General features: G+C 69.0%; 19 protein-coding genes. 10 read left to right on the top strand and 9 right to left on the bottom strand.

Annotation, left to right across the window (positions count from 1 at the left end; genetic code table 11):
- The first annotated feature begins 5 nt into the window (after positions 1-5).
- Positions 6-1475, top strand: a complete 1470-nt coding sequence (locus AC0VYB_RS16705; protein ID WP_009378689.1) for an LssY C-terminal domain-containing protein — start codon at positions 6-8, stop codon at positions 1473-1475.
- A gap of 95 nt (positions 1476-1570) precedes the next feature.
- A complete protein-coding gene (locus AC0VYB_RS16700) occupies positions 1571-2062 on the top strand; it encodes an SRPBCC family protein (protein WP_009378690.1) in 492 nt (163 codons plus the stop codon).
- A gap of 31 nt (positions 2063-2093) precedes the next feature.
- On the opposite strand, the gene AC0VYB_RS16695 is transcribed toward AC0VYB_RS16700, so the two are convergent.
- The gene (locus AC0VYB_RS16695) at positions 2094-2732 is read right to left on the bottom strand and encodes a MarR family winged helix-turn-helix transcriptional regulator (protein ID WP_009378692.1); all 639 of its coding nucleotides are present in this window, start codon (positions 2730-2732) and stop codon (positions 2094-2096) included.
- Positions 2733-2817: 85 nt separating this feature from the next.
- Here AC0VYB_RS16695 and AC0VYB_RS16690 point away from each other — a divergent pair, with 85 nt between their 5' ends.
- Positions 2818-3909 (top strand): hypothetical protein, encoded by a 1092-nt coding sequence (locus AC0VYB_RS16690; protein WP_009378694.1) that lies wholly within the window; start codon positions 2818-2820, stop codon positions 3907-3909.
- An 85-nt stretch (positions 3910-3994) separates the two neighbouring features.
- On the opposite strand, the gene AC0VYB_RS16685 is transcribed toward AC0VYB_RS16690, so the two are convergent.
- On the bottom strand, positions 3995-5917 hold the full coding sequence (locus tag AC0VYB_RS16685) for an acetate--CoA ligase (RefSeq protein WP_475384858.1): 1923 nt from the start codon (positions 5915-5917) through the stop codon (positions 3995-3997).
- A gap of 16 nt (positions 5918-5933) precedes the next feature.
- Between AC0VYB_RS16685 and AC0VYB_RS16680 the strand changes: the two genes are divergently transcribed.
- On the top strand, positions 5934-6932 hold the full coding sequence (locus tag AC0VYB_RS16680) for a hypothetical protein (protein WP_415711605.1): 999 nt from the start codon (positions 5934-5936) through the stop codon (positions 6930-6932).
- A gap of 153 nt (positions 6933-7085) precedes the next feature.
- On the opposite strand, the gene AC0VYB_RS16675 is transcribed toward AC0VYB_RS16680, so the two are convergent.
- The 5 genes from AC0VYB_RS16675 to AC0VYB_RS16655 all read right to left on the bottom strand — a co-directional run bounded on the left by AC0VYB_RS16675 (position 7086) and on the right by AC0VYB_RS16655 (position 13844).
- Positions 7086-7646 (bottom strand): P-loop nucleotide/nucleoside kinase family protein, encoded by a 561-nt coding sequence (locus AC0VYB_RS16675; RefSeq protein ID WP_009378699.1) that lies wholly within the window; start codon positions 7644-7646, stop codon positions 7086-7088.
- A gap of 93 nt (positions 7647-7739) precedes the next feature.
- A complete protein-coding gene (locus tag AC0VYB_RS16670) occupies positions 7740-8708 on the bottom strand; it encodes an NAD-dependent epimerase/dehydratase family protein (RefSeq protein WP_009378701.1) in 969 nt (322 codons plus the stop codon).
- A gap of 70 nt (positions 8709-8778) precedes the next feature.
- On the bottom strand, positions 8779-11538 hold the full coding sequence (locus AC0VYB_RS16665; RefSeq protein ID WP_475384857.1) for an alpha/beta fold hydrolase: 2760 nt from the start codon (positions 11536-11538) through the stop codon (positions 8779-8781).
- Positions 11539-11546: 8 nt separating this feature from the next.
- Positions 11547-12575 (bottom strand): 3-oxoacyl-ACP synthase III, encoded by a 1029-nt coding sequence (locus AC0VYB_RS16660; protein WP_009378705.1) that lies wholly within the window; start codon positions 12573-12575, stop codon positions 11547-11549.
- Between the two features lie 267 nt (positions 12576-12842).
- On the bottom strand, positions 12843-13844 hold the full coding sequence (locus tag AC0VYB_RS16655; RefSeq protein WP_475384856.1) for a hypothetical protein: 1002 nt from the start codon (positions 13842-13844) through the stop codon (positions 12843-12845).
- Between the two features lie 144 nt (positions 13845-13988).
- Between AC0VYB_RS16655 and AC0VYB_RS16650 the strand changes: the two genes are divergently transcribed.
- Positions 13989-14792, top strand: coding sequence for a 3-oxoacyl-ACP reductase (locus tag AC0VYB_RS16650; protein WP_009378707.1), 804 nt, complete (start codon positions 13989-13991; stop codon positions 14790-14792).
- Positions 14793-14918: 126 nt separating this feature from the next.
- Entirely contained in the window at positions 14919-15851 is a 933-nt protein-coding gene (locus tag AC0VYB_RS16645) for a MurR/RpiR family transcriptional regulator (protein WP_009378709.1), read from the top strand.
- 911 nt (positions 15852-16762) lie between these two features.
- Here AC0VYB_RS16645 and AC0VYB_RS16640 read toward each other — a convergent pair.
- On the bottom strand, positions 16763-18349 hold the full coding sequence (locus tag AC0VYB_RS16640; protein ID WP_009378712.1) for an FMN-binding glutamate synthase family protein: 1587 nt from the start codon (positions 18347-18349) through the stop codon (positions 16763-16765).
- Positions 18350-18816: 467 nt separating this feature from the next.
- On the opposite strand from AC0VYB_RS16640, the gene AC0VYB_RS16635 reads away from it, so the two are divergent.
- The 3 genes from AC0VYB_RS16635 to AC0VYB_RS16625 all read left to right on the top strand — a co-directional run bounded on the left by AC0VYB_RS16635 (position 18817) and on the right by AC0VYB_RS16625 (position 23156).
- Entirely contained in the window at positions 18817-20904 is a 2088-nt protein-coding gene (locus AC0VYB_RS16635) for an HNH endonuclease signature motif containing protein (RefSeq protein ID WP_193338622.1), read from the top strand.
- Positions 20905-21119: 215 nt separating this feature from the next.
- Positions 21120-22337: an MFS transporter gene (locus AC0VYB_RS16630; protein ID WP_063249586.1), complete on the top strand. Its 1218-nt coding sequence runs from the start codon at positions 21120-21122 to the stop codon at positions 22335-22337.
- 15 nt (positions 22338-22352) lie between these two features.
- The gene (locus AC0VYB_RS16625; protein WP_063249587.1) at positions 22353-23156 is read left to right on the top strand and encodes an enoyl-CoA hydratase-related protein; all 804 of its coding nucleotides are present in this window, start codon (positions 22353-22355) and stop codon (positions 23154-23156) included.
- A 9-nt stretch (positions 23157-23165) separates the two neighbouring features.
- Here the strand turns inward: AC0VYB_RS16625 and AC0VYB_RS16620 are convergent, their stop codons facing one another.
- A complete protein-coding gene (locus AC0VYB_RS16620; RefSeq protein ID WP_063249588.1) occupies positions 23166-23792 on the bottom strand; it encodes an NUDIX hydrolase in 627 nt (208 codons plus the stop codon).
- Positions 23793-24046: 254 nt separating this feature from the next.
- On the opposite strand from AC0VYB_RS16620, the gene cls reads away from it, so the two are divergent.
- Positions 24047-25534, top strand: a complete 1488-nt coding sequence (gene cls, locus AC0VYB_RS16615) for a cardiolipin synthase (RefSeq protein WP_009378721.1) — start codon at positions 24047-24049, stop codon at positions 25532-25534.
- The last annotated feature ends 27 nt before the right edge of the window (positions 25535-25561 follow it).

The raw sequence follows: 25561 nt of genomic DNA, 5'->3' as shown, positions 1-25561 counted from the left end.
GACCCATGAATCCCCAGGCCCACTCCGCGGATCCCCCTCCCGAGCAGGCCCCCGAGCGCGGACCCAACCGCCGCCGGCAGTCCTTCGTGTTCCGCCGACACCACTTCACCGTCACCGGCATCCTCGACTACTTCTTCTTCCTCTTCGGCGGCGTCGCCTCCCTCTTCCTCGCCCTCCTCATCCTCCTCAAGGGCTTCTCGCTGGGATGGTGGCAGGTCCTCACCCTGCTCGTGCTCTGGGCGGTCGTCTCCTACCTCGCGCTGCCGCGCCTGCACCGCATCCTCTCCCAGATCTACGTCCCCAACTACTTCATCGGCCGGACCCGGACCTCAGACGGACTCCTCGGCGATCCGGTCAACCTCGCGTGGCGGGGCGAGGAGGCGCAGATCCATCACGCGATGAAGGCGGCAGGGTGGACGCTCGCCGACGACATCACGGCGGCATCGACGTGGGGGATCATCCGGTCGACCGTGGCGAGGTCGAGCTACCCCGAGGCGCCGGTCTCCCCGCTCATGCTCTTCGGTCGGCGGCAGGACTTCGCCTACCAGCAGGAAGTCGACGGCGATCCGGGGCAGCGCCATCACGTCCGCTTCTGGAAGTGCCCGTCGGGTTGGCTGCTGCCGGGCGGACTGCAGGCCGACTGGCTCGCCGCAGGAACCTACGACAAGAGCGTCGGACTCTCCCTCTTCACCCTCCAGGTCACCCACAAGATCGAGGAGAACACCGACATCGAACGCGACTACATCGTCAGGACCGTCACCGAGGCGGACCCTGAGATCAGCGTCGACGTCGTCAGGGACTTCTCGACCGGCTACCACTCGCGCAACGGCGGCGGCGACGCGATCATCACCGACGGTGACCTGCCGATCGTCGACGTCGGCAGGGTGACCACCGATGCCGAGGACTACCCCGAACGGCTCGACCTCGCCCTCGACGCCACGCAGATCGACCAGGACGCCCACTCGGTCTCGGCCCTTGCCCGCACCCTGTGGAGCAGGCGACCCCTGCAGACGCTCATCGGCGCGGGCCTAGTGCTCGTCCTCCTCATCTTCCAGGCCACCGACGTGCTCAGCATCCTCCTCGACTGGGATCGCCTGCGGGCGGATGTCGCCGGAGTCGGCGTCGAGGTGACAGCGTCCGAGACCGAGGTCGTCACCCGGATCGTCGCCGGCGTCCTCGTCGGACTGAGCCTCATCATCGGCGTCATCCAGGTGATCGCCTCCATCTCGGTCTTCCGCGGCAGCAACCGGGCCAGACTGTGGATCCTCACCCTCTCGACGATCTCCGTCGTCATCTCGTTCACGAACTACCTCACAGGCGATCGGAGCATCGCGACGAACATGTACTCGCTCATCACCGTCGCCCTTCAGGTCGGCGTGCTCCTCTCGCTCTCGAGCGACTCCTCGAGGCTCTTCACCCGATTCAGCACCGCGGCCGCCCGCGCCGATCGCCAGGACCGAGCCATCGAGGACTGAGCGCTCTGGAGTCGACGCTCGGACCGCCTCGGCCGGGGTCGGGGTAGTCTGACGGCAGGGCGCAGATTCCGCGCCGCCGGCCGAAAGGAACCGAGATGACCGACCCCAACCGATCCGACGATGCAGCGGTCTTCGATGCGATCGACCCCGCACTCAAGGTCGTCAGCGCCGAGATCACCGTCGACGCCCCTGCTGCCGAGGTCTTCGAACTCATCGCCGACCCGGCCAGGCAGCCGGAGTGGGACGGAAACGACAACCTCGGATCGGCTGCCTCGGGCCAACGGGTCACCGAAACGGGCGGATCGTTCGTGACGACGCTGACGAAGGGCGTCGAGCGCGAGAACCACGTCGTCGACTTCGTCGAGGGCCGCCGCATCGCGTGGATGCCCTCGGAGGTCGGTGAGCCTCCGCTCGGGCACACGTGGATCTGGGAGATCGAGGCCGCCGGGGACGAGTCTGTGCTCGTGCGCCAGACCTACGATTGGACGCGGCTGCGCGATCCCAAACGCCTTCCGCGGGCCCAGTCGACGACCGTGGAGACGCTGCTCGCATCGATGGAGCGTCTCAAGGCTCTCGCCGAAGGCTGAACCCGAGCGCTCAACGCCCCGTCGGGGTCTCTCACCTCGGCCAGGCGTCGGCGAGGCGGGTGAGGAGGTCGGCGAGCATCTCGCGCTCCTTGTCGGTGAACGAGTCGAGCGCGACATCGACGCTCTCCCTCTGCGCGCCGAGGAAGCGGTCGGCGATCGCCCGCCCCTTCTCGGTGAGGGCGATGAGCGTGCGCCGCGCATCATCGGGATCGGCTTCGCGCCGCACGAGGTCGAGCTCCACGCCCTGGGAGACGAGACGCGACGCGCGCGGCTGATCGACGCCGATCGCCTCCCCGAGGGCGCTCACCCCGATCGCGTGCCCGACCTGGGCGAGGGCGATGAGGAGGCGCAGCTGTGCGCGTCCCCCGAGGCGACCGCCGAGGCGGCGCGACCATTCCCGCCACTCGTCGCGGCCTGGGTGGCCGTGGTCTCCGTCGCGGCCGGAGGCGCGGTCCCCGCCGAAGGGGCCGTCCTTGCCGAACGGGCCTCCTTCGCCGAAGAGACCTCCGAAGGGGCCGTCCCCGCCGAAGGGATTGGGGCCGCCGAACGGATTCGGGCCCCCGCCGTGGTCGCCGTGTCGTCCGTGGCCGGAGAGACCGCGGAAGCCCCGTCGCCATTGGAGGCGGGTGAGCGCCTCGGCGATCTTCTCCGTGGAGCTGTCTGTCGTCATGCCTCGATTTTACATGTCTGTTGACATGTTTCACGGTGCATGTCATTATGCATATACATGTCAGATGACAACTAAAGGAGATGACATGACCACCCACGACCACAACGAGAATGACCATGACGACCGCCGCGACGACCTCCATGACGACACGAGTGACAGCTCGTCGTCCGCGACACCCGAGGGCTCGTCATCGGCGACCGCCGGTGACGGCGGACGCGAGGGGGCCGACGACGGAGCAGAGGCGACCGATGGATCCGTCCGATTCGGCCGCTCGTCCGCGCCGGAGGACGGTGCGGATCCGATTCCCTCCGACGGGGAGGCGACGTCAGAGGACCGGCCGCTCGACCACGAGGACCGGCCGCTCGACCATGAAGTCAGCGACGATGCCCCGCACCTCGCCCACCTGCTCAGGCAGGCCGGTCGGTCGCTGCGCAGGGAGTTCTTCGGAGCTCTCGACGACGCGGGCATCGACCCGCGTGATCTGCGCGGGTACGGCCGTCGCAATGATGACGAGGTCGTCGACGACGGCGCGTGGACCGATGAGGACCCCACCGACCGGGCGTCCGACGAGGAGCTGCGCAACCGCATGCGGGAGCTGCGGGAGCGAGTGAGCGCGAAGATCGACGACATCCTCACCGAGGAGGAGATCGAATCCGTCAACGCCACGCTGACGAAGCTCATCGACGCCCTCGGAGGCGACGAGGAGAGCCGCCGCGCGTTCAAGGAGCGGATGCGCCGATTCGGGCGTGACCGCGGCTTCGGTCCTGGCCGCTTCGGTCCCCACGGGTCCGAACCGCGCGCATACCCGGGAGACCGTGACGGCGAGCACCGCGATCACGTCTCAGCCGACGATGACGACTTCGATCCGCGCACCGCGTTCGGGCACGGGCGCGGCTGGTCCCGCCGAGGCGGGGAGCGCGACACGGACGGCCGTTTCGGCCGCCGCGGTGACCGGGAGTCGCGCGAAGGCTACGGGTCGCGCGACGGCTTCGGGCCTCGGGGCCGCGGCCGGCGCGGCCGGTGGGGATTCGATCCGCGCAGCGGTTTCGACCCCGACCCGCGTGAGTTCTTCGCCCAATGGATGCGCGGCTCCGACTCCGGCGCTCGGGGACGCGAGGAGGCCTACGAGCGCGGTTTCGCCGCCGGGTTCGAGCAGGGCAGGAAGTCCCGGGACTGACGGCGATCACGCGGCGGTGGGAGATCGACGGAGGCCTGCCGCCGCGCCCGGCCCGACGAGCGTCCGCCCAGGAGCTCGCTGGGAGTCACCCGCGCCGGAGCACGTCCTTAAGGGCGTCGAGCACAGACCGGTCCTCGATCGTCGAGGGCACGGCCGGGTTCTCGGCGCCGTCGGCGATCTCGCGCATCGTCTTGCGCAGGATCTTCCCCGAACGCGTCTTCGGCAGCGCCGAGACGATGTCGACCTGTCTGAACGCGGCGACCGGACCGATCTCCTTCCGCACCATCGCCACGAGCTCTGCGGCGATCTCGTCGGGATCGACCGCCTCGGCGGAGTCGCCGAGCACGACGAGGGCACGCGGGCTCTGACCCTTCGTCTCGTCGTGGACGCCGATGACGGCCGCCTCGGTGACGGCCGGATGGGAGGCGATGACGGCCTCCATCACCCCGGTTGAGAGCCGGTGGCCGGCGACATTGATGACGTCGTCGGTGCGTCCCATGACGTAGACGTAGCCGTCCTCGTCGAGGTAGCCGGAGTCGCCGGTGAGGTAGTAGCCGTCGAAGGCCGAGAGATACGAGGAGACGAAGCGGGAGTCATCGCCCCACACGGTCGCCATCGTCCCCGGCGGCAGCGGCAGCTTCATGACGATGAGACCCTCCTGGCCGGCGGGAACCGGGGCGCCGCCGGGGTCGACGATTTCGATGTCGTAGCCGGGCACCGGCTTCGTCGGGGATCCCGCCTTGAGGGGGAAGCGCGTGAGGCCGAGCGGGTTGGCCGCGATCGGCCAGCCGGTCTCGGTCTGCCACCAGTTGTCGACGACGGGGATGTCGCGGCCGGTCGCCTCGGCGAGTATCCGGGTCGTCCACTCGTACGTATCGGGGTCGAGGCGCTCCCCGGCGAGGAACGAGGCCCGCAGCGAGGACAGGTCGTACTGGCCGATGAGCCTGCCGTCGGGATCCTCCTTGCGGATGACGCGCATCGCGGTCGGCGCGGTGAAGTGGACGTTGACCCCGTGGTCGGCGATGATCCGGAAGAACGTGCCCGCATCCGGGGTGCCGATCGGCTTGCCCTCGAAGAACACCGAGGTGACGCCGGCGAGCAGCGGCCCGTAGACGATGTAGGAGTGCCCGACGACCCAGCCGACGTCGGAGGCCGTGAACATCGTGTCCCCGGGTTCGAGGCCGAAGATGTGCGGCATCGAGTAGGCCAGGGCCACGGCGTATCCGCCGGAGTCGCGGACGATGCCCTTCGGCTTTCCCGTCGTGCCCGAGGTGTAGAGGACGTAGAGTTCGTCGGTCGACTTCACCGTCACCGGGTCGATGCCCTCGGAGGTGGCGGCGAGGAGCTCGGCGTAGTCGAGGTCGGTTTCGCCGAGCTCGCACCTATGCTCGTCGCGTTGGACGATGACGGTGAACTCGGGCTTCGACTCCGCCAGGTCGATCGCCTCGTCGAGCATCGGCTTGTACTCGAGGATCCGTCCGCGTTCGACCCCCGCCGAGGTGGAGATCACGGCCTTCGGGGCGGTGTCGTCGATGCGCACGGCGAGTTCGGCTGGGGCGAAGCCGCCGAAGACGACGGAGTGGATCGCCCCGATCCGCGCGCACGCGAGCATCGCGACGGCAGCCTCGGGGATCATCGGCAGGTAGATGACGACGCGGTCGCCCTTGCCCACGCCGCGGTCGGACAGGGCGCGGGCGAAGCGCGAGACCTCGTCGAGGAGTTCCGCATAGGTGATCGTGCGGACGGTGTCCGTGACGGGGGAGTCGTAGATGAGGGCGGCCTGGTCGCCGCGGCCGGCCGCGACGTGACGGTCGAGGGCGTTGAAGCAGACGTTGAGTTCGCCGTCGGGGAACCACCGGTAGATCGGTGCGGCGGAGTCGTCGACGGCCTTCGTCGGCTCCTTCACCCAGTCGATGAGCGTCCTGGCCTGCTCGAGCCAGTACTCGCCGGGGTCGGCGGAGATCTCTGCGATGACATCGTCGTAGGTGGGGCGGGAGATCGCATTCATTGTCCCATTGTGACCCATGGCACAGTCCCTCGCCGAGGTGGGGGTGCCCAACCGTTACCTCCGGCTCCCGGTATTCGCTCCCATCGACGGGCACAATGGGAGGATGCGCTATCTGATCGCTCTCATCGTCGGTATCGTCGCCCTGTTCGTCGTCAACGCCTTCACCGGCATCTTCTCACTGCCGAGACCGTGGAACTCGCTGTCCATGGGTGGCATCGTCGGCATCACGATGGTCATCATCCTCCTCATCTGGGAGACCGTGCGTCCCAGCCAGCGCGAAGGCATCCCGGGAGCACCGAGGATGAGCGACGAGGAACGCGCACAGGCCCGTGCGGATCGACGCGCCCGCCTCGCCGCCGAGGCGGGAGTCAGGGACGACAGCTCGTCCGAGTCCGCGGGGGCCCCGTCCTCGAGCGGGGCCTCCGATACCTCTGCCGCCGGGGCTTCGGACGCCGCGGAGACCTCTTCCGCTGCCGGGGCTTCGGACGCACCGCCCGCCGGGGCCGAGGAGTCGAACGCGGAGAGCGTGACCTCCGGTGACGACGAGAAGCCGAGCGCCGGGCCTGATCGATCAAGCACAGCATCGGATCCGAGCAGAACGGCTTCCGAGACCCCGGGCACCGCAGCGCCACCGGTGCCGGAAGCACGGCTCGGTGAGGTCGGCGATGACGCTGGTCCCGCTGATTTGTCCGGCACCGAGCAGGCCCCGGACACCGCGGTGAAGCGGGCGGCCGAGGCGAAAGAGGCGGAGCGCGCCGAGGCCGACGCCGAGACGGTCGACGACATCGAACCCGATCACGCGCGGGAGGCCGCCGAGCGCGAACGCGAGCGGGAGGACAGCGCCGTCACCGACGACAACAGGGACGATTCGGCGCAGGGCTCCTCCCTCGAGTCTCCGCCGGTCGGTCAGCCCGGCATGTCTGTCGACGTGCTCGACGATGAGAGGAATGCTTCGTCCGCCTCGGAGGCAGCCTCCGACGGAGGCACCGATGGAGATACGCGCTCGTCACGGTGAGGTGCGCTCGCTGCGGTGAGGACCGTGGTCGTCCCAGCCTGATTCCCTGGTCACCGCACCGGGTCTCCTACTGATTGACTGGTCACTCCGCCGAGGCGGCTGAGCCGATTCGGGCACCCGCACCACGGTGGAGCGACCAGAGAATCGCGGGGCTCAGTGCGGGGCGTGGTCGATGAGGGCGAGCACATCGTCGACGGCCCGGTCGCGGGTGGTGAGGACGATCCGGGCCCACCTCTCGCCCGGTCCCGGCTGCTCACCGGCGACCATCCGTGAGCGCAGCTGAGTCCACCGCCGCCAGTGCCGGTCGAAGGCCGGTCCGCGCACGATCCGCCCGCGACGCTCCTGACCGGCCAGAGCGTCATCGCGGTCGACGTCGATGAAGACCGCCTCGGCGGGGTGCCCGCGCAGATGCGCGAGCCACAGCAGCAGCCGCCGACTCCACCGGCGGGTCCCCGGGTCGTGGACGATGAGGGGGCGGTCACCTCGGCGGAGGAGACGGAACAGGGCCGCGAAGTGAGCGATGGTGTGGACGAAGGGCCGCGCCACCGGGTACGGCAGCCACGGCAGCACCCGGCGCAGGACATCACGGACCGACTCCGGGTCCGAGATCCGCAGCCACGGGGCGTGACTCCGGATCTCCTTGAGGGTTTCGGTCTTGCCGGCCCCGGGGACGCCTGCGAGCAGGACGACCGGAGACGACCGTGTCGCGGTCATGGGCCCATTGTGCGGCAACAACCTGAGCAACTGCCGCACTGTGCGGGAGGGCTCGGCCGCCGCGCCGGACCGCAGCGTGCGCGAGAGCGGAGCTCAGCCCGCGTAGTGCTCCGCGAGGATGGTCAGCCCCTCTTCGATGCTGATGCGCGGGCGCCATGAGAGCACCTCCTGCGTCCTGCGCTGGTCGAACCAGTGCGCGGTCGAGAGCTGCTCGGCGAGGAAGCGCGTCAGCGGCGGCTCGTCGTCGTGCTCCCCGAGGGCCCACACCCGCTCGACGACGGACCCTGCGGCCAGGGCCGGTCCGACCGGGATCCGCAGCCTCGGCTCCGCGGCCCCACCGGCCATCGCGATCCGCGACATGAGCTCGCCGATCGGACGCGGCTGGCCGTTCGTGACGACGAGTGCCTCCCCGTGGTGCTCATCGACGGCGGCGACGGCCGCGACGATCGCCTCGACGGCGTTGTCGACGAAGAGTGTGTCGATGAGTGCTGCCCCCGACCCGAGAACAGGCATCCGGCCCGCTCTCGCGCGGTCGATGACCCGCTCCGTCAGCTGTGTGTCGCCCGGTCCCCACATGAGGTGGGGGCGGAGGACGAGGACGCGGAAAGCGGGGGAGTCGGCGGACAGCGCGATGAGTTCGCCTGCGGCCTTCGTCCGCGCGTACTCACCGCGAGCGTGCTCCGGCGATGCCGGACCCGCACCGTCGCCGACGATCGAGTCACCCGTGTGGGCGACCGACGGTGAGGAGATGTGGACGAGCCGAGGGACCCCGGCGGCGCGGGCGGCTTCGACGAGTGTGGCCGTGCCCCCGATGTTGACGGCCTCGAACTCGGAGGCATCGCCCATCATCGACACCTTCGCCGCGAGGTGGACGATCGCCTCGGCGCCCGCGACCGCCTCGGCGACGGCCGCCGGATCGGTCACCGACCCGAGGACGTCCCGGGCGTCGTCGACTCCGGACGGACGCCGCTGCAGGGTGGTCACGGCATGACCGTCGGCGACGAGCGCGCGGGCGACGGAGGACCCGAGGAGGCCCGAGGCGCCGGTGACGGTGATCTGCATGGTGGTCTCCTCAGTCGGTTCGGGAGGACGGTTCGGGATCGGGTGTCGGGCGACGGCCGGCGGCTGAGCCTCAGACGCGCCGGGGCACGCCCTCACCTGCGAGCACCCGCTCCGCCCACTGCGCGAGCCGGGTCCGGTCGATCTTCGAGTTGTGGCGGATGTCGGTCGGGAAGCTCGGAGCGACGAGCACGGCGGCGAGATCGGCCCCCGTCCCAGCGACGAGCTCGCGCAGCCGTGCGGTGAGCTCGAGCGGAGCGAGCCCGGGACGCAGGTCCGTGCCCTCGGCGTCGAGGACGGCGACGAGCGCCTCAGTCCCGATCGGACCGACACCGACGACGGCACTGCGGGTGACCTGACCGTCCGTGTCGATGAGGGCCTCGAGTCCGCCAGGACCGACCGGTCCCTGCGGTGTCGTGATGACGTGCTGGAGGCGGCCCTCGAGCCAGATCCGGCCCGCATCGTCGATGTGCCCGATGTCGTTCGTCCGGTGCCAGTCCTTCCCGCCGAGGCGGTCCCGCCCCGCGTGCGCGGTCGTGCGCCAGAGATTGTCGTACCCCGAGCGCAGATGCGCGGCACTGACGACGAACTCGCCGAGGCGACCCTGCGCCTGTGCGCCCGTGAGCAGATCGTCGGAGGCGAACCCCGACTCGTCGATCGGCGCGAGCGCCAGCGTCACTCCGTCGATCGGGGTGCCGACACAGACGCCGAGGTCGGATCCGGCCTCGGCCGCAGCCACCCCGGCCGCGTCGATGTCGGTGAGGAGCAGACCCTCAGTCATCCCGTACGGCGAGTGGATCGACGCATTCGGGAACACCTCGGCGATCGACTCCATGAGCTCAAGCGGCACCGGCGCCCCGGCGGAGAGGACGAGGTCGACGCCCGCGCACGCCGCCCGCTGGGCATCGTCGAGCTCACCGGCGGTTCGGGCGACATTCCGGTACGCGGCGGGTGAGGCGAAGACCATCGTCGCGTTCCCGGCGATGATCGCGTCGGCGATGGCCGTGGCCGTGAGCGTCTTCGGCTTCGTCACGGACATGTCCGGGGTCACCGAGGTGGCCCCGATGGCGGGTCCGAGCAGGGCGAAGGGCGGGAAGCCGGCGACGAGCCCGGTGCCCTCGCGGACGTCGAAGACCCGGGTGAGCACCTCGGCGAGGGCTGCGATGTCCCCGTGCGTGTACCGCACGCCCTTCGCCGGACCCGTCGACCCGGAGGTGAAGAGGACCGCGGCATCGGCGTCGGGCCCGGGGGTGGGCAGGTCCCCGAAGATCGGGGTGCGGGAGAGTTCGGTGAGGCTCGTCTCGGTGCCGAAGACCCTCCGCTGGACCTTCCCGAGCGGGGAGACCGAGATCCGGCGTCCCGGCCAGCCGAACGCGCGGGCGAGCCCGAGACCGGGCAGCTCGCCGATGATCCACTGCGGGTCCGCCGAGGTGACCGCCCGGGTCATCCCCGCCGGACCGAGGCCGGCATCGGCGACGACGGCGACCGCGCCGATCTTCAGGCACGCGTAGAGGGCGGCGGTGAGGTTGTTGCCGGGCGGGACGAGCATCGAGACCCGGTCGCCGGGCTGCACGCCGAGGTCGCGCAGGCCGTGGGCGATCGCGGTGGTGACGTGCCAGAGGTGGCGCCAGGAGATCTGCTGGGCAGGGTCCTTCGAGAAGTCGACCGAGGCGATCGCCTCGTCGTCGCGGCGGGCGTCGAGGATCGCGGTGACCGGGCGGGTTGTGGCTGAGGATGTGCCGACCGGCGCCGAGGCGGTCGACCCGGGGGCGGCGCTCGCCCCATTGTCCGCGACGCTCGACCCATTGTCCGCGGCGCTCGCCTCATTGTCCGCGACGGCAGTGGTCGTCGGGAACTCCGCGTCGAGCCATTCGAGGACGGTGCCCGGCACGTCCCAGTCCTCGCCGACGAGATGGGAGCCGAGTTCGAAGCGGTGGATATCAGCGTGCGGCAGGCGCCCGCGCAGATCCCGCAGATAGCGTTCGAGGAAGACCGGGTCCTTCGGCCCCCAGACGAGCAGCGCCGGACGGTCGAAGGCGGCGATGTCGGCACCGATGCGCTGGAGCTCATCGTAGGAGGGGTGCCGTTCGTCGACGGGGATGTCGGCGACGAAGCCGCCGATCCCATGCCGCTGGGCCGCGGACTCGTACGGGGCGCGGAAGCCGGCGCGGACCTCGGGGGAGAGGTCGCCGAGGCGCAGCGTCACCCGGAGGAACCCATCGGTGAGCACGGTCGCCGTCGGCAGCATCGGACCTGCCAAGGTCGCACGCAGGGGTGCGGGGATCGGTGCGTCCTCCGGCTGGTGGACGGCGGTGTTGAGGCTGATCGCGGCGTCGACCCGGTCGCGGTTCCGCGCCGCCCAGCCGAGCGAGAGGACCCCGCCCCAGTCATGGCCGAGGGTGACGACGGGATGGCCTGTCCCCGCCTCGGCGAGGAGAGGAGTGACGACGGCGTCGAAGTCGGCGATGCGCTGGGAGATCCGACGCACCTCGGCGCCGTGAGGGGTCGGCAGACCATCGTGCGGCAGCCGTTCGGAGAAGCCCATGTCGAGCTGGTCGGGGGCGATGATCCGCCACGCACGTCCCCCGTCGGCGGCGGAGGCGAGGCTGACCGCGGCGAGCCGACGCCACAGGTATGACCATGTCGGATTGCCGTGGAGGGCGAGGATCGTGCCCTCGGGTTCGATGCCCTCGGCCTGCAGGGACGCAAGCGTGTCGAGGACGTGGAAGTCGTGGGGGCCGTCAGCGGTCTGCGCCGTGACGATCCGGGACCACGCGGGATCCCACTCGGGCAGCGTCGGGGGAGTCGTTGCCGGCCGTGCAGGGTGCCTCATGGATTCCTCTACCACTCGATCTCGGTCATGGCGGTGTTGAGCCCCGATCCCACGCCCATGCAGAGGATCCGGTCTCCGCGCTGGAGCGTCTCGACCTCCCGGCTGAGCGTGATCGGCAGGGACGCAGGGCCGACATTGCCGAGCTCCGGGTAGGTCACGGGGATCCGTTCCGGGTCGAGGCCGGCGGCTCGGGTGATCGAGTTCGTGTGGACGTCGGAGACCTGGTGCATGACGTAGCGGTCCATGTTCCGCCAGTCCCAGCCGTTCTCGTGCGCCTCCTCCCATGCGGCGACGACGAGCTCCATCCCTCCGGCCAGCAGGCCCTTCGTGTCGGTGAACATCCCGTTGTGGTCACCGACGCACAGCTCATGGTGCTGCGTGGCCGCCCGGGTGATCCCGCCGAGGATGCGGTGGCCCTCCGGGTGCCTGTCCGCGGGTCCGAGGACGGCGGCGGAGGCTCCGGAGCCGAGGGTGAGGGAGGCGAACTCGTTGAGGTACTCCTCCCGGGTGATGCCCGAGCGGGTGAGGCGGCGCAGGGTCGCCTCCTGCACGCGGGAGGCGTCCTCGCCGGCGACGACGAGAGCGTAGTCGATCTGGCCGGCGTCGATCATGTTCGCGGCCAGGGTCATGCCGTTGACGAACCCGAGGCACGCGTTGGCGATGTCGAAGTTCATCGCGTGCGGGCCCAGCCCGATCCCGGCGTGGACGCCGACGGCCACGGACGGCTCGAGGTGCTCGCGGGTCACCGAGGTGTTGACCATGAGGCCGATCGCCGACGGTTCGACTCCAGCCTCGGCCAGCGCCTTGCCGCCGGCGGCGACGGCACCGGCGACGAAGTCGCTCGGCTGGTCCCAGTTGCGGCGGGCCTCGACACCGGCCACGCGCTGGAGGAGACCCGTGGGCAGGCCGAGGGTTGTGAGGGTATCGGCGAGGCGCTCGTCGAATTCGTGGGAGGTCACTTCATTCGGGGCGACGATCTCGGCCAGACCGAGAAGCGCCACGTTCGAGTGCCGGAAAGTTGCGTTGCCGTTCGCCAATTGAGGTTCTCATCCCTTTTCGGGTCGTTCGTCGACGTCTGCCTTGGCCGCCTTCCCGCGCGGGGTGGGCGCTGTCGGGCGGAGGAAGTCCGGGGACTATCCTAGCGCGCGGTTGCTGAGATCGTTCTCAGCGCCGGGAACCCGGGGGACCGAGATCGCGGGAGCAGGTGCGGCCGACCTCGCCACCGGGTGCCTGTGCCGGGACCCCGGGCGCGTGTGCTGGGACCCCGGACGCCTGTGCCGGGACCTCGGGCGCGTGTGCCGGGGTCAGCGGGTGAACCATGTGAATCCGTCGTAGGCGAGCCCGGTCGCGCAGAGCACGGCGATGCCGGCGAGGACGATCGAGGTCACGGTGTGCGAGACCTTCGAGGCCTGGAACCGTTCGGCCCGCGAATACGCCATCGGACGGTCGGTGACGTTGCGGCCGAACTGGGCGAAGATCCGCCAGTCCATGACGTCGATGAGGGACTTCGCGGCGAGGGTGACGACGATGATGCAGCCGACGGCCATGAAGAGGAGGAAGACGAAGCCGAGGAAGCCGTAGTCGGTGAAGAACCTCACGACGCGGTCGCCGACGGCCGCGGCGAATCCCGAGAACCCTTCGCTCATCGGCAGCGGGTCGAAGGAGTCCATGATCGAGTTGAGCGTCATCCGGTCGCGTTCGGTCCGGGAGGCGCCGATGTACATGACGAGGGCGGCAGCAAGGGCCACGCCGAGGTTGATGATCGTGATCGTCGAATTGTCCGGCCAGAAGTCCAGGGACTTGATCGTGTACGTCGCCGCCAGCGCGACGCAGACGATCGCCCCGACGAGGGCACCGACGGTGGCCGGCAGGAGCAGGTTGTTGAAGAAGACGAAGGCGATCGCGGCGAGGAGCGCGGCACCGAGGATGTAGGTGAACACCGCGAGCGTGTCGCCCGACGAGGAGGTGGCCGCGCGCCGGTTCTGGGCGATCATCTGCCCCGAGTAGGCGATGTTCTGGGCGAGTTCGGCCGTCGTGGCCTTCTCGTCGGCGTCTGCGGTCGGCATCACCCGGGTCTCGGCTTCGTCGGCGCTGTAGCCGCGGACGTCCCGACGGCGCGGCGGCTGGCCGTAGCCTCGCGGGCTGCCCTGCTCGGGGTAGCCCGGCTGTCCGTATCCCTGGCCTCCTGGTCCGCGGTGTTCCGGGGCGGGCTGCCACTTCCCGACCTTGGCCGCCAGCAGGTAGATGAGGATGACGACGATGGCCGCGAGGACTCCGATGGAGAAGTTGGCGCCGATCTCGCTCATAGGGACTTCCTTGCCGAATGGACAACAGTGATCTTGTCTATTCTATTGGCTCCCTCACCGGCCCGCCGACCATCGCCGCTCGACCCCGTCGGCATGGGTAAGCTGAGAGGGATCCCAGCGCCCGGCATTCGAAGGAGAATCCCGATGAGCAACGCCCAAGCCTTCACCACCGCGGCCATGCCGCTCGACCAGCAGCTCGTCCTCGTCACGGGCGCCGGCCGCGGGCTCGGCGCGGCGATCGCCAAGGCCTTCGCCCACGCCGGATCAGGACTCGTCATCAACTACCGGTACTCGGCCGACGCGGCAGAGGAGCTCGCCGAGGCGATCCGGGCCCGTGGTGGTCGCGCGGCGGCAGTCGAGGCCGACGTCACCGATGATCGAGCGGTCGACGCGATGTTCGAGACGGCGCAGGAGGAGTTCGGCATGCCCGTCTCGACAGTCGTCAACAGTGCGCTGCTCGACTACTCCTTCAACGGCGAGGAGCGTCAGCCCGCCGATGAGATCGACTACGACGACCTCTCGGAACAGTTCCGGGGGACCGTCGGGGCGGCGATGAACACGATTCAGGCGGCTATGCACGGCTTCCGGGAGATCGGGTCCGGGCGCGTGATCAACATCGGCACCAACCTCGTCCAGCATCCCGTCGTCCCCTATCACGACTACACCGCCGCCAAGGCCGCTCTGCTCTCGCTGACCCGGACCTTCGCCCGTGACCTCGGGCCCGCAGGTGTGCGCGTCAACATGCTCTCCGGCGGCCTTCTGCGCACGACCGACGCATCGGCGGCCACCCCTGAGGGCGTCTTCGATGAGGTCGCTGCGGCCTCGGCGCTCGGGCATGTGACGACCCCGGAGGAGTTCGCCTCGGCGGTGATCTTCTTCGCCTCCCCGGACTCGCGCGCGGTGACCGGACAGAACCTCATCGTCGACAACGGCTACGTCATGCGGTGAGCGGCGGCGGTGCCCGCGACGGCGGGAATCGCTATGCTGGAGCGATATCATTCGCGGTGACCTGGGCAGATCGTGTCATTGCGGCGACAGGACCAGACCCAATGGCGGCACCCGGGAGGCGGAGCGATGGTGGACGGGCGCGGACAGGCCTCCGACGGGGGAGGCGCCGCGGACCGGAGAGCCCCGACACGCGAGTCGACCGGCACGTCGAGTCTCGCGGTCACGCTGCGCACGGTGATGCCTGAGCTCACCCCCGCAGAGAAGAAGATCGCCCGCGCGCTGCTCGCCTCCTATCCGCTTGCCGGGCTCGAACCGATCGCCGACCTCGCGTACTCGGCCGGCGTGAGTGCGCCCTCGGTGGTGCGCTTCGCCCGGACGTTGGGCTTCGACGGGTATCGGGGGCTCCAGGACGCGCTCAAGGTCGAGATGCGCGAACGCGAGGAGTCGAACCTCTCCCAGGCCGAGGTCAGCAGGGCGGATGACGAACCTGTCTTCGAGGCCGCCAGGCGCGGGTATCACGCGGGGATCGATGAGACCTTCGACTCCGTCATCGGCGACGAATTCGATCGCGCCGTCACACTCTTCGCTCAGCCGAAGCGGACCATGGCCCTCGTCGGCGCGTCCTACACAGGGTACGTCGCCGACATCTTCCACGCGCAGCTCGCGCCCTTGAGGCCCGGTGTCACCAGGCTGTCGTCGAGTCCGCTGCTGGCCGCGACCGAACTCGTCGACCTCCGACGAGGAGACCTCCTCGTCGTCTTCGATGTCCGCCGCTATGAGCCGATGATCGCCGAGGTGGTGAGGATCGGAAAGGAGATGGGACTGACGACGGTGGTCTTCACCGACCTCTGGCTCTCACCTGCGGCGGCGCTCGCCGATCACGTGCTCACCGCCGATGTCAGAGCGTCAGGGCCCGCCGACACGCTCGCGCCGATGCTCGCCCTCGTCGAAGCGGTGTGCGAACTCGTCGCCGCTGAGCTCGGGCAGGAGAGTGTGGACCGGCTTGCTCGCATCGACCCGGTGCGACTGCGGCTGCGGGGCAACATCGACCGCCTGTGATCAGGCGGCGGCCTGCAGGCGGCTCAGCGCCGCGGACCGGGGTGGTGCCGGTGCCGGAACGGCACGGTGGGGAATCCGGTGGCTGCGACGACCCAACTCGGAGGGCCGTCACCGGAGCCATCGGAGCCGCCGGTCGGATGTCGCGGCGGCGAGGTCTGGGGGAGGAACGGCGATGTTCCGTCCTGGGCGGAACGGATGCCGGTGTGCGGACCTGCGGGCCCGGAGGCTCCCGCGCCGGTCGCATCGATGGGGGACACGATTCGTTTTCCCTTCTCATCCATCGGTGACTCCGACGGTGAGCCGGGGATCGCGATACTGAGTCTGGTGAGTGAGGGCGGGGACGGTTGACATCGTCGTCCGTCGGCGGCTCTCGACACTTGTTCGGAGAGCGTCGTTTCCGGGATGGGTGCGGTGCATGGGGATCCGTTCTCGGGAATGCTGCCACAAGACGAACTGTCGGGCAGGGGAGCGCTCCCTGTCGAGGGAACGCTCCGCCTGTCGGGGGATTCCGGCAACGCGAGGGTCAACGCTGCGGGCAACGGCGATCGGACTGGCCGGCGATGGGAGTCTCGCAGGACTCCGGAGCCGATCCCGGCAGTGAGGGGCAACCAGGGGTCAGCGCATCGACGACGGTGGCACAGGCCTGCGATCACGAAGGTGACCGCGTCCGAGACGTCGGCGACAGTCGCTTGTGAGTATGGAATTTTCATTCCAGACTATGGCATGGACGACCGAATGTAACCCCAGTTTTGGGATTTTTTCGGGGCTTACCGGATGAATTCTCATCACCGCAGGTGAGCGGCGAGGAACAAAGGGCGATTGTCAGGCGCCGTTGCCGTTTCAGCCCGCGTCGGTCGAGGCGAGGAAGCGCTCCGCCCGCGCCGAAGAGACGGGCACCGAGTGCGCCATGGTCAGCGACTGTGTCCGCGCGAGATGCGGAACGTGTCGGCGCGTGCGGCGGCCCAGTCCGCCGCCCAGTCCTCGGGCGGCGTATCGCGGAGGAGTTCGCCGGGTTCGAGCCAGTCGTAGAGGCGCGCGTACGACCACGATTCGGATGGGGAGAGGTTGCGGCGCAGCATCGTCGGTTCGAGTTCGCTGGGATGGGCGGCCCCCATCGACGCCATGAGGCGGGTCGCCTCGGCGACCGTGCCGTCATGGTAGTTGCGCACGCGCTCGGCCTTGTCCGGGACGTAGATCGCCCGCGCCCGCCGGGCGTCCTGCGTCGCAACGCCGACCGGGCACTTGCCGGTGTGGCACGTCTGCGCCTGGATGCATCCGACTGCCATCATCATCGCCCGCGCTGAGTTCGTGAAGTCCGCGCCCTGGATGAGGCGCTTGACGATGTCGGAGCCGCTCGCGATCTTCCCCGAGGCGCCCACCTTGATCTCGCTGCGCAGCCCCGCACCGACGAGCGCGTTGTGGACGATCATCAGCCCCTGCGTGAGCGGAAGGCCGACATGGTCCTCGAACTCGAGCGGAGCCGCTCCCGTGCCGCCCTCGGAGCCGTCGACGATGATGAAGTCCGGGGTGATCCCGGTTTCGATCATCGCTTTGCAGATCCCGAGGAATTCGGTGCGCGAGCCGACGCAGAGCTTGAAGCCGGCAGGCTTGCCGCCCGAGAGATCGCGCATCTTCGCGATGAATTCGAGGAGCTCGATCGGGGTGGAGAAGACGCGATGATTCGGGGGACTGATGCAGTCCTGACCCACGGGCACGTCGCGGATCGTCGCGATCTCCTCGGTCACCTTCGCCCCCGGGAGCACGCCGCCGATGCCGGGCTTCGCCCCCTGGGAGAGCTTGAGCGAGACCATCTTCACCTGCGGGTCCTGCGCCTTGGCCGCGAACTTGTCGGGGTCGAAGTCGCCGTCGGGGGTGCGGGCACCGAAGTACCCGGTGCCGAGCTCCCAGATGAGGTCGCCGCCGAACTCGCGGTGGTACGGAGAGATCGACCCCTCGCCCGTGTCCTGCGCGAAGCCGCCCATCGCCGCGCCCTTGTTGAGCGCACGCACGGCGTTGTCGCTGAGCGATCCGAAGCTCATCGCCGAGACGTTGAGCAGGGAGATCTCATACGGCTGGGTGCAGTCCTTTCCGCCCACCCGGATCCGCGGCGGTGCCGGGGAGTTGGGGATCGGCGCGTTCGTGTGCATGAGCGCTTCGTACCCGGTGCGGGCGACGTCGCGCTCGGTGCCGAAGGCGTGCTCGGAGTGGATGCCCTTCGACCGCTCGTAGATCGTCGTCCGGGTGTCGCGGTTGAAGGGGCGGCCGTCCCAGTTCCGTTCGATGAAGTACTGCTGGATCTCGGGACGGATGGATTCGAGGAGGAAGCGTGCGTGTCCGGCGATCGGGTAGTTGCGCAGGATCGCGTGCTTCTTCTGCGTCAGGTCCCATGCTGCGAGGGCACCGAGCCCGATCGCCGAGGCGGCAGCGGCGACGCGGGCCACCCGCTGTCCTGTCGTCTCTCCGGTGACCAGGCGGACTATGGGAAGCTGACCTGCCATTGCGTCTCCTTCGGCTGTGCTTCGAAACTTGTCGGTCCCGCGGACCGCTCGGTTCGTCGTCGGTGACGACGGCCGTCCGACCGGGTGCCGCTGATGTGTCCGCATCCGAGCCTAGACCGCCGAGGCGGTGATTTCAGGAAAGGTCGTCCTGAGTTCCTGTGGACTCGGGGAATTCACGGCCCCCGACGGGCCGGCGGTGAGGCGAGGAAGGGGAAGAGTGTCAGCGGGGCCGGCCCTGCGGCAGTCGGGGCGCCGTCGAACGGATGAGGGACGGTCGGCCGTGTGGCCGGTAGGGGCTGTGACCGGGGGAGACGCCGAGGCAAGCGACCGTGATCAGGAATCGCTGAGTGAATGAATTCATCAGCCAAAAAATATCGAATAAATTGGGAACAGACTATTGTCTGATTCACATTCAAGGAGTAGACTCGGAGGCAACAACACAGACGTTGGCAGGCGGATCAGGAGTCATGACGCTCACCCCGGACAGGCAGCACCCCGGCGACGACAGTCGTTCCGCCGGATCGCGCCGCGGCGGGAAGCCGGCGAAGGGTGTGGGCGGAAATTCGGCGAAGAATGCGCATCGCGGCAGCGCGAGCGGTCAGTCGTCGCTGTTCGACCAGCTCCGCGATGCCGGGTTCGATCTCACCGGCCACAGCCTCGCCGACCGATTCGACGAGATCCCCGGCGTGCCCGGTGTATCGGATTGTGATGAGCCGGAACGTGATGGCGATGTGCCGTTCGATCCCCATGCGGACGAGAGTGTCGGGCAGGCGGGGTCTGCCGAGGAGGCTCCCGGCCACCGCCCGCACGACGGAGACGTGACGTCAGCGCTGGCTGCGGACACACCTTCGCCGGAGGCGATGATGCCGGACACTCGTCGACTGAGCCGACATTCGATGCTCAGCGACGAGGAATGGTCGGCGCTCTCGCGGTTCGCGCCAGAGGTGCTCGACGGGATCACGGGTCTGACCACGCTCAACGATGAGCTGCGGTCCTTCGAACGGCCCATGGGTCCGGAGGAGGCCGTGATGCTCACCGACGCCCTCGAAGCCCTCGACCGTGTCAACAGGTCGCTGTTCGCAGTGACCCTGGCCGTCTTCGAACGCGTCGGAACGCCCACCGACTTCGGAGTGAAGACGACGAAGTCCCTCATCCAGAACCGGCTCGGTCTGACAGGGGCGGAAGCGAACCGTCGCACCGAACTCGCACGGAACTTCGGCGGCCGTGTCGACATCACCGGCCAGGCGATGCCGCCCCTCAACCCGGCGACCGCGAGCGGACTGCACGACGGCACCCTCTCCGAAGGACAGGCCTCGGTCATCGCCGAGTGCATGAAGCGTCTGCCGACATGGGTGAGTGCCGAACTGCGCGAGGAGACCGAGGCGAAACTCGTCAGCGAGGCGAGAAGGGTCCGCGTCTCGGACATCAGGGAGATCTTCCAGCGGATGCTCGACATCATCGACCCCGACGGACAGGAGCCGTCGCAGTCGCGGGACCGAGCGGACTATTCGGTCCACCTCAGGGCCCGACGCAACGGTGACTGGGATCTGACCGGCCGTCTCGACCCGATCACCGGAGGACTCCTCAACGGTCTTCTCACCTCGAGGATCGAATCGTGCCGCAGAGGCGGCGCTGCCGCATCGGCCTCAGTCGGGTCAGGTTCATCGAGCCTTGGCAGGCCAGGCTCATCGAGCGCTGGCAGGCCAGACTCATCGAGTCCTGGCAATGCCGACAGTGCTGGACTTGGAGGCGGGGTCGCTGGCGACTGCGGTACGGGCAGCGGCGCCGACGACGACGCCTTCGCGGTACTCGACGCGGTGCTCTCGGGGCAGCGCCATGATGCCCCGATGTTCGCGCAGGACGGCAGCGATGCCGCATTGGACGGAAGCGGACAGCCCTGTGAGGGCGAGACGTCCGGTGCCTACGGAGTCCGTGAGGACGGCACCCAGATCAGCACCCTTGACGCCCAGCCGACCGTGCGCCGGTGGATCTACGAACGCTTCGCCACTCTGATCGGCAAGATCGAAATGACCCGACCCACGTCGGGCGCTCGGTACTCCCTCGTCGTGACGGCTAAGGCCGAAGACCTCGCCGCGAACACCGGTTCGGGTCGGACGGGAACCGAGAACCCCGTGCCCATCGAGGAACTCACCGCGTCGGGGCTCAATGGACGAGTCTTCTTCCACCTCATGAGTGATCAGGCGACGACCGTGCAGGTCGCCACCGAGAAGCGCTTCGCCGACGAGAAGCAGACGGCGATCATCACCGCCCGTGATCAGGGGTGTTCGTTCCCCGGATGCGACTCCCCACCGGGGTGGTGCGAAGTGCACCACATCGTCCCGTGGGCGGAGGAGGGTCGCACAGACATCAACAACCTCACGCTCGCTTGCGGCGCGCACCACCACCTCATCGACAAATCCGACTGGCACGCGATCATGCTCACCGATGGACGACCGGCGTGGGTGCCACCTGCGTCGATCGACCCGGCGCGACAACCCATCCTTCACGCGAGATTCATCGCCAGGCAGATCATCGACACGCTCTTCGACACGTGAACCCGACTCGGTCTTCGCCCCCTGAACGTGACGAGCGCCGACTGCTGGGGCCGACTGTCTGCGGGGCCGACCACTGGGGCAGACCACCACGGCCGGGTGTCCCCAACACCATGACCGAGCATCCCCACTGCCGGCCGCCACGACAGAGCAAGGAGCGCTGTTCGAGGCACGGAACGGTTTGAGCTCGGCACCGGTGCGGGCATAGCGTGACGAGCATGAGCACTGGGGAGCCGAATCCGACGAGCGACCGGCGCACGGTCGTCGCCGTCTTCCTCGCCGGTGTCGCGGTGTTCCTCGTCCTCTACGAGACGCAGGGGCTCATCCCCGCGATCCGCGAGGCCTACGGGATCGACGCCCCCACCGCAAGCCTCACCGTCTCAGCGACGAACGTCGCCATGGCCTGCTTCCTCATCCCGTTCTCCCTGCTCGCATCCCGCATCGGGCATGCGCGGCAGATCGCCGGCGGCGTCATCCTCGCCGCCGCGCTCGCCCTCGTCCTGCCGTTCATGCCGAATCCCGAGCTCCTCATCGCCGTCCGCTTCCTCCAGGGGGTGGCGATCGCCTCGGTCCCGGCCACCGCGATGGCCTACCTCTCGCTGCGCCTACCTCCGGCCGTGCTGCCCGGGGCGATCGGGGTCTACATCGCCGGCAACACGATCGGCGGTCTGAGCTCCCGCCTCCTCACTGGACTCGCCGCCGAAGTCCTCGGCTGGCACGGCGGGCTCGCCTTCACCGCCGCCGTCTCGCTCGTCCTCGGCCTCATCGTCGTGTGGCTGCTGCGCCGCGACCTCACAGCGCCTGTGCGCCAGCACGCCGTCCCCGACCCGGCAGCCGCGACCGTTCCCGGCGCCGATGATGGGGCCCGGCCTCCTCGGCGCTCCCCGATCCCGCTCGGGAACGGACTCTGGCGGATCTACCTCACCGGCTTCCTCTGCATGATCGTCTTCGGGGGATCGTTCACCATGCTCGGCTCCCGCCTGCAGCGTGAGCCCTGGCACCTGAGCGAGGGCGCGGTCGCCCTCTTCTTCCTCATCTACCTCGTCGGCACCGTCGTCACGACGTACTACGGTCGTCTCGCTCAGCGCTTCACCCGCACCCGGCTCACCCTCGTCGGCATGGTCACTGCGATCGTCGGCGCAGGCCTGACCCTCGTCGACTCCCTGCCCGTCATCATCCTGGGCATGTCGCTGCTCACCGGCGGATTCTTCCTCGGCCACACCGGCGCCTCGGCGGCAGCCAGCGCCGCCCGACCCGGGGTCGATACGACGCGCTCGGCGGCCATCTACCTCACCGTCTACTACCTCGGCACGAGCCTCGGAGCATGGCTGTCGGCCGTCCTCTTCACCGACTTCGCGTGGCCGGGTGTCGTCGGCATGTGCGTGACCTCGCTCGTGGCAGTCATCGTCGTTATAGGGTTCAGGAAACGCCACTGAACGCGAGGAGCACCGATGCCCCAGACCGCCCACGGCACCGTCGTCTGCACGAGCAGGGACGGCGTCGCCCACGTCGAGATCGACCGTGCCGAGAAGCTCAATTCGCTCACCCGGGAGGTGTTCGAGGACCTCGTCGAGGTCGGTCTCGGGCTCTCTGCGGATCCCGAGGTCAGGGCTGTCGTCCTCTCCGGTCGGGGGCGGGCCTTCAGCGCGGGCCTCGATCTCACCGAGATGGCCCGGATCGCCGAGGCGGGTGCCGGCGTCGTCGACGTCGGGGACCGGCTCGGCGCGGCCCGCGCGCTCGCCCAGAAGGCCGTGCACGTGTGGTCGCTCGTCGAGGTCCCCGTCATCGCCGCGGTCCTCGGTCCCGCCCTCGGCGGCGGCATGCAGATCGCGCTCGGAGCCGACATTCGGGTGGCGAGCCCCGACTCGCAGTTCTCGCTCATGGAGATCAAGTGGGGCATCATCCCCGACATGGGCGGCACCCAGCTGCTGCCGCGCTTCGTCGGACCGGGCATGGCGAAGAAGCTCATCGTCACCGGTGAGGCGATCGGCGGAGTCGAAGCGCAGCGGATCGGACTCGTCGAGGAGCTCGCCGACGACCCCGTCGCCCGCGCTCTCGACCTCGCCGCCGACATCGCCGGGAAGTCCCGCGCCTCGCTCGTGTGGTCGAAGCGCCTCGTCGACCTCTCCTACGCAGCACCGCTGGAGGTCGGACTCGACGCCGAGCAGGAGGCGCTCTCCGAACTCCTCGGCTCCGACGAGCAGCGCCAGGTCGTCGAGGCCCGACTCGCCCAGCTGCGCGCCTCACGAGGCTGAGCGCCGGTCTCAGTCGTCGCTGTGCCCCGGATGCTCGGGGCGGACGACCTCGATGCTCCGAGGCCCTGCGGTCACTGCCTCGACGGAACCGAGCTGGGCGAGCTCGCGGAGCAGTACGAAGGTGGGGCGCATGAGCTCGAGCTCTCCCGCCTCCGCTGAGGCGAGGATCGCCGCGACGGGCAGCCACTCGCTCCGATGCGCCTCCGTTGTGAGGTGGCGCGGAGCGGCGTCGGCGGAGACGACGTAGAAGTAGGTGTCGAAGCGCTTGGGCTGCCCGAGCGGGGTCACCCAGTTCGCCCATGGCCGCAGCAGTGCCGGGTCGAGCACGGCGCCGGTCTCCTCGGCGACCTCGCGCACAGCGGTGGCGAGGAGGACCCGCCAGCCGTCGGCCGCCTCGGCGATCGTCGAATCACTCCACGCCTCGAGGTGGAGGTCGGGATCGTCGACCTCGATGCTCTCAGCCCCCTGCCGGTCGACGGGGTCGACGCGCCCGCCGGGGAAGACGACGACGCCGGCGGCGAAGTCCATCGTCGTCACCCGGTGCTGGACGAAGGCCTCGAGCCCGGAGTCGCCGTCGCGGACCATGATCACGCTCACGGCGGGGCGGATGGGGACGGCGGTCGGATCGAAGCTCATGAGGACACCTTCGCACAGCGGTCGGACGGGTTCCCCCATTATCGCGGAACCGCCTCGGCGAGGGTGCGAGGGGCACCGCCACGGCGAAGGAGCAAGGCGGACATGTTGGGCATCGCCTCGGCGGCTGATCCTCCCGCGCCGACGGACCCGGCGGGGCCCGACACCGGGTGTGGCCGGGCGCGATACGATGAGGACGAACAGCGGTATCCCGGCTCCGACACCCGCGGAGGGCCGGAGGGACGAAAGCGAGCGGCGTGGAGATCTATCCCCTCTTCGCGATCGATCAGGGCTGGCCGGGCTGGCTGATCATCACCCTGATCCTGGTCGATCTGGTCATCCGCCTCGTCGCGCTCGGGTGGCTGCCGCACAACCGCCGACCGTCTGTGGCTCTGGGCTGGCTGCTCGCGATCTTCTTCATCCCCTACATCGGTCTCCTCGTCTTCCTCCTCCTCGGCTCGTCGAAGCTGCCCAAGCGCAGGCGGGACAAGCAGGCGCTCGTCAACGACATCATCCGCGAGGAGACGAACGACCAGGCGATCATCGGCGACCACGGCCACCTCTCCGAACCCCTCCTCACCTCCGCCCTGCTCAACTTCGACCTCGGCGCGCTGCCGATGACGCACGGGAACGCGTTCGAACTCCACACGGACAACCACGAGTGCATGGATGCGATGGCCGATGCTGTCGATGCCGCGCGCTCGTTCGTCCACTTCGAGTTCTACATCGTCGCCATCGACGACACGACGAGGCGGCTCTTCGAATCGCTGCTCGCCGCCCACGCGCGCGGGGTGCGGGTGCGGATCCTCATCGACCACCTCGGGTCGATCGGCTATCCCGGGTACTCGGAACTCGTCAAACGTCTCGACTCCTCGGGGATCCCGTGGCGCCGCGCCCTGCCCATCCGCCCGTGGAGGGGCGAATACCAGCGCCCTGACCTGCGCAACCACCGCAAGATCCTCGTCGTCGACGGCACCGTCGCCTTCACCGGGTCGCAGAACATCATCGACCGCTCGTACAACAAGGCCCGCAACCTGCGCAAGGGCTTCCAGTGGAAGGACCTCATGCTCGAGTGCACGGGTCCCGTCGTCGACGAACTCGATGCGGTGTTCACCACCGACTGGTACTCGGAGACGGACGAACTCTTCGAGGAGGCGGCCCGGCTCGAGCTGCGGGCGCCTCAGCGCGGGGGAGCGCTCGCCCAGGTGGTGCCGTCGGGGCCGGGCTTCGACGACGAGAACAACCTGCGGCTGTTCAACCACCTCATCTACAACGCCAACCGCACCGTCGTCGTCTGCTCCCCGTATTTCGTGCCCGACGAATCGCTCCTCCATGCGCTGACCACCGAGTCGCGCTCAGGCGTCGACGTCCGCCTCTACGTCGGGGAGACGAGCGACCACTGGCTCACGCACCGCGCACAGCAGTCGTACTACGAGGAACTCGTGCGCGCGGGGGTGCGGATCTTCATGTACCACGCCCCGACGGTGCTCCATTCGAAGTTCCTCCTCATCGACGACGACGTCTCGATCGTCGGGTCCTCGAACATGGACGAGCGGTCGTTCGCGATGAACCTCGAGGTGACGATGTTCATCGTCGATCGGGAGTTCACATCCCGGATGTACGCGCTCGAGGCCGAGGAGTACGCCCCGAACTCCGTCGAGCTCGATGCCGAGGAATGGAGCAGGCGGCCCCTGCGACGAAAGTACGCGGAGAACGTCGCGCGGCTGACGAGCTCCCTGCTCTGAGGGTCGGCGGACACTCACCGACGGGCG

Source organism: Brevibacterium sp. Z349TD_9 (genome assembly GCF_056173565.1).
Note: the sequence above shows the minus strand (reverse complement) of the source record. Positions and strands in the feature narration are given on the sequence as shown.

Bases quoted from the DNA above. Each gene is read 5' to 3' on its own strand.
- AC0VYB_RS16700 (WP_009378690.1), top strand. From the start codon at position 1,571: ATGACCGACCCCAACCGATCCGACGATGCAGCGGTCTTCGATGCGATC.
- AC0VYB_RS16685 (WP_475384858.1), bottom strand. From the start codon at position 5,917: ATGAATGCGATCTCCCGCCCCACCTACGACGATGTCATCGCAGAGATC.
- AC0VYB_RS16655 (WP_475384856.1), bottom strand. From the start codon at position 13,844: ATGAGCGAGATCGGCGCCAACTTCTCCATCGGAGTCCTCGCGGCCATC.
- AC0VYB_RS16690 (WP_009378694.1), top strand. From the start codon at position 2,818: ATGACCACCCACGACCACAACGAGAATGACCATGACGACCGCCGCGAC.
- AC0VYB_RS16665 (WP_475384857.1), bottom strand. From the start codon at position 11,538: ATGAGGCACCCTGCACGGCCGGCAACGACTCCCCCGACGCTGCCCGAG.
- AC0VYB_RS16645 (WP_009378709.1), top strand. From the start codon at position 14,919: ATGGTGGACGGGCGCGGACAGGCCTCCGACGGGGGAGGCGCCGCGGAC.
- AC0VYB_RS16695 (WP_009378692.1), bottom strand. From the start codon at position 2,732: ATGACGACAGACAGCTCCACGGAGAAGATCGCCGAGGCGCTCACCCGC.
- AC0VYB_RS16680 (WP_415711605.1), top strand. From the start codon at position 5,934: ATGGCACAGTCCCTCGCCGAGGTGGGGGTGCCCAACCGTTACCTCCGG.
- AC0VYB_RS16630 (WP_063249586.1), top strand. From the start codon at position 21,120: ATGAGCACTGGGGAGCCGAATCCGACGAGCGACCGGCGCACGGTCGTC.
- AC0VYB_RS16640 (WP_009378712.1), bottom strand. From the start codon at position 18,349: ATGGCAGGTCAGCTTCCCATAGTCCGCCTGGTCACCGGAGAGACGACA.
- AC0VYB_RS16675 (WP_009378699.1), bottom strand. From the start codon at position 7,646: ATGACCGCGACACGGTCGTCTCCGGTCGTCCTGCTCGCAGGCGTCCCC.
- AC0VYB_RS16635 (WP_193338622.1), top strand. From the start codon at position 18,817: ATGACGCTCACCCCGGACAGGCAGCACCCCGGCGACGACAGTCGTTCC.
- AC0VYB_RS16625 (WP_063249587.1), top strand. From the start codon at position 22,353: ATGCCCCAGACCGCCCACGGCACCGTCGTCTGCACGAGCAGGGACGGC.
- AC0VYB_RS16620 (WP_063249588.1), bottom strand. From the start codon at position 23,792: ATGAGCTTCGATCCGACCGCCGTCCCCATCCGCCCCGCCGTGAGCGTG.
- AC0VYB_RS16650 (WP_009378707.1), top strand. From the start codon at position 13,989: ATGAGCAACGCCCAAGCCTTCACCACCGCGGCCATGCCGCTCGACCAG.
- AC0VYB_RS16670 (WP_009378701.1), bottom strand. From the start codon at position 8,708: ATGCAGATCACCGTCACCGGCGCCTCGGGCCTCCTCGGGTCCTCCGTC.
- AC0VYB_RS16705 (WP_009378689.1), top strand. From the start codon at position 6: ATGAATCCCCAGGCCCACTCCGCGGATCCCCCTCCCGAGCAGGCCCCC.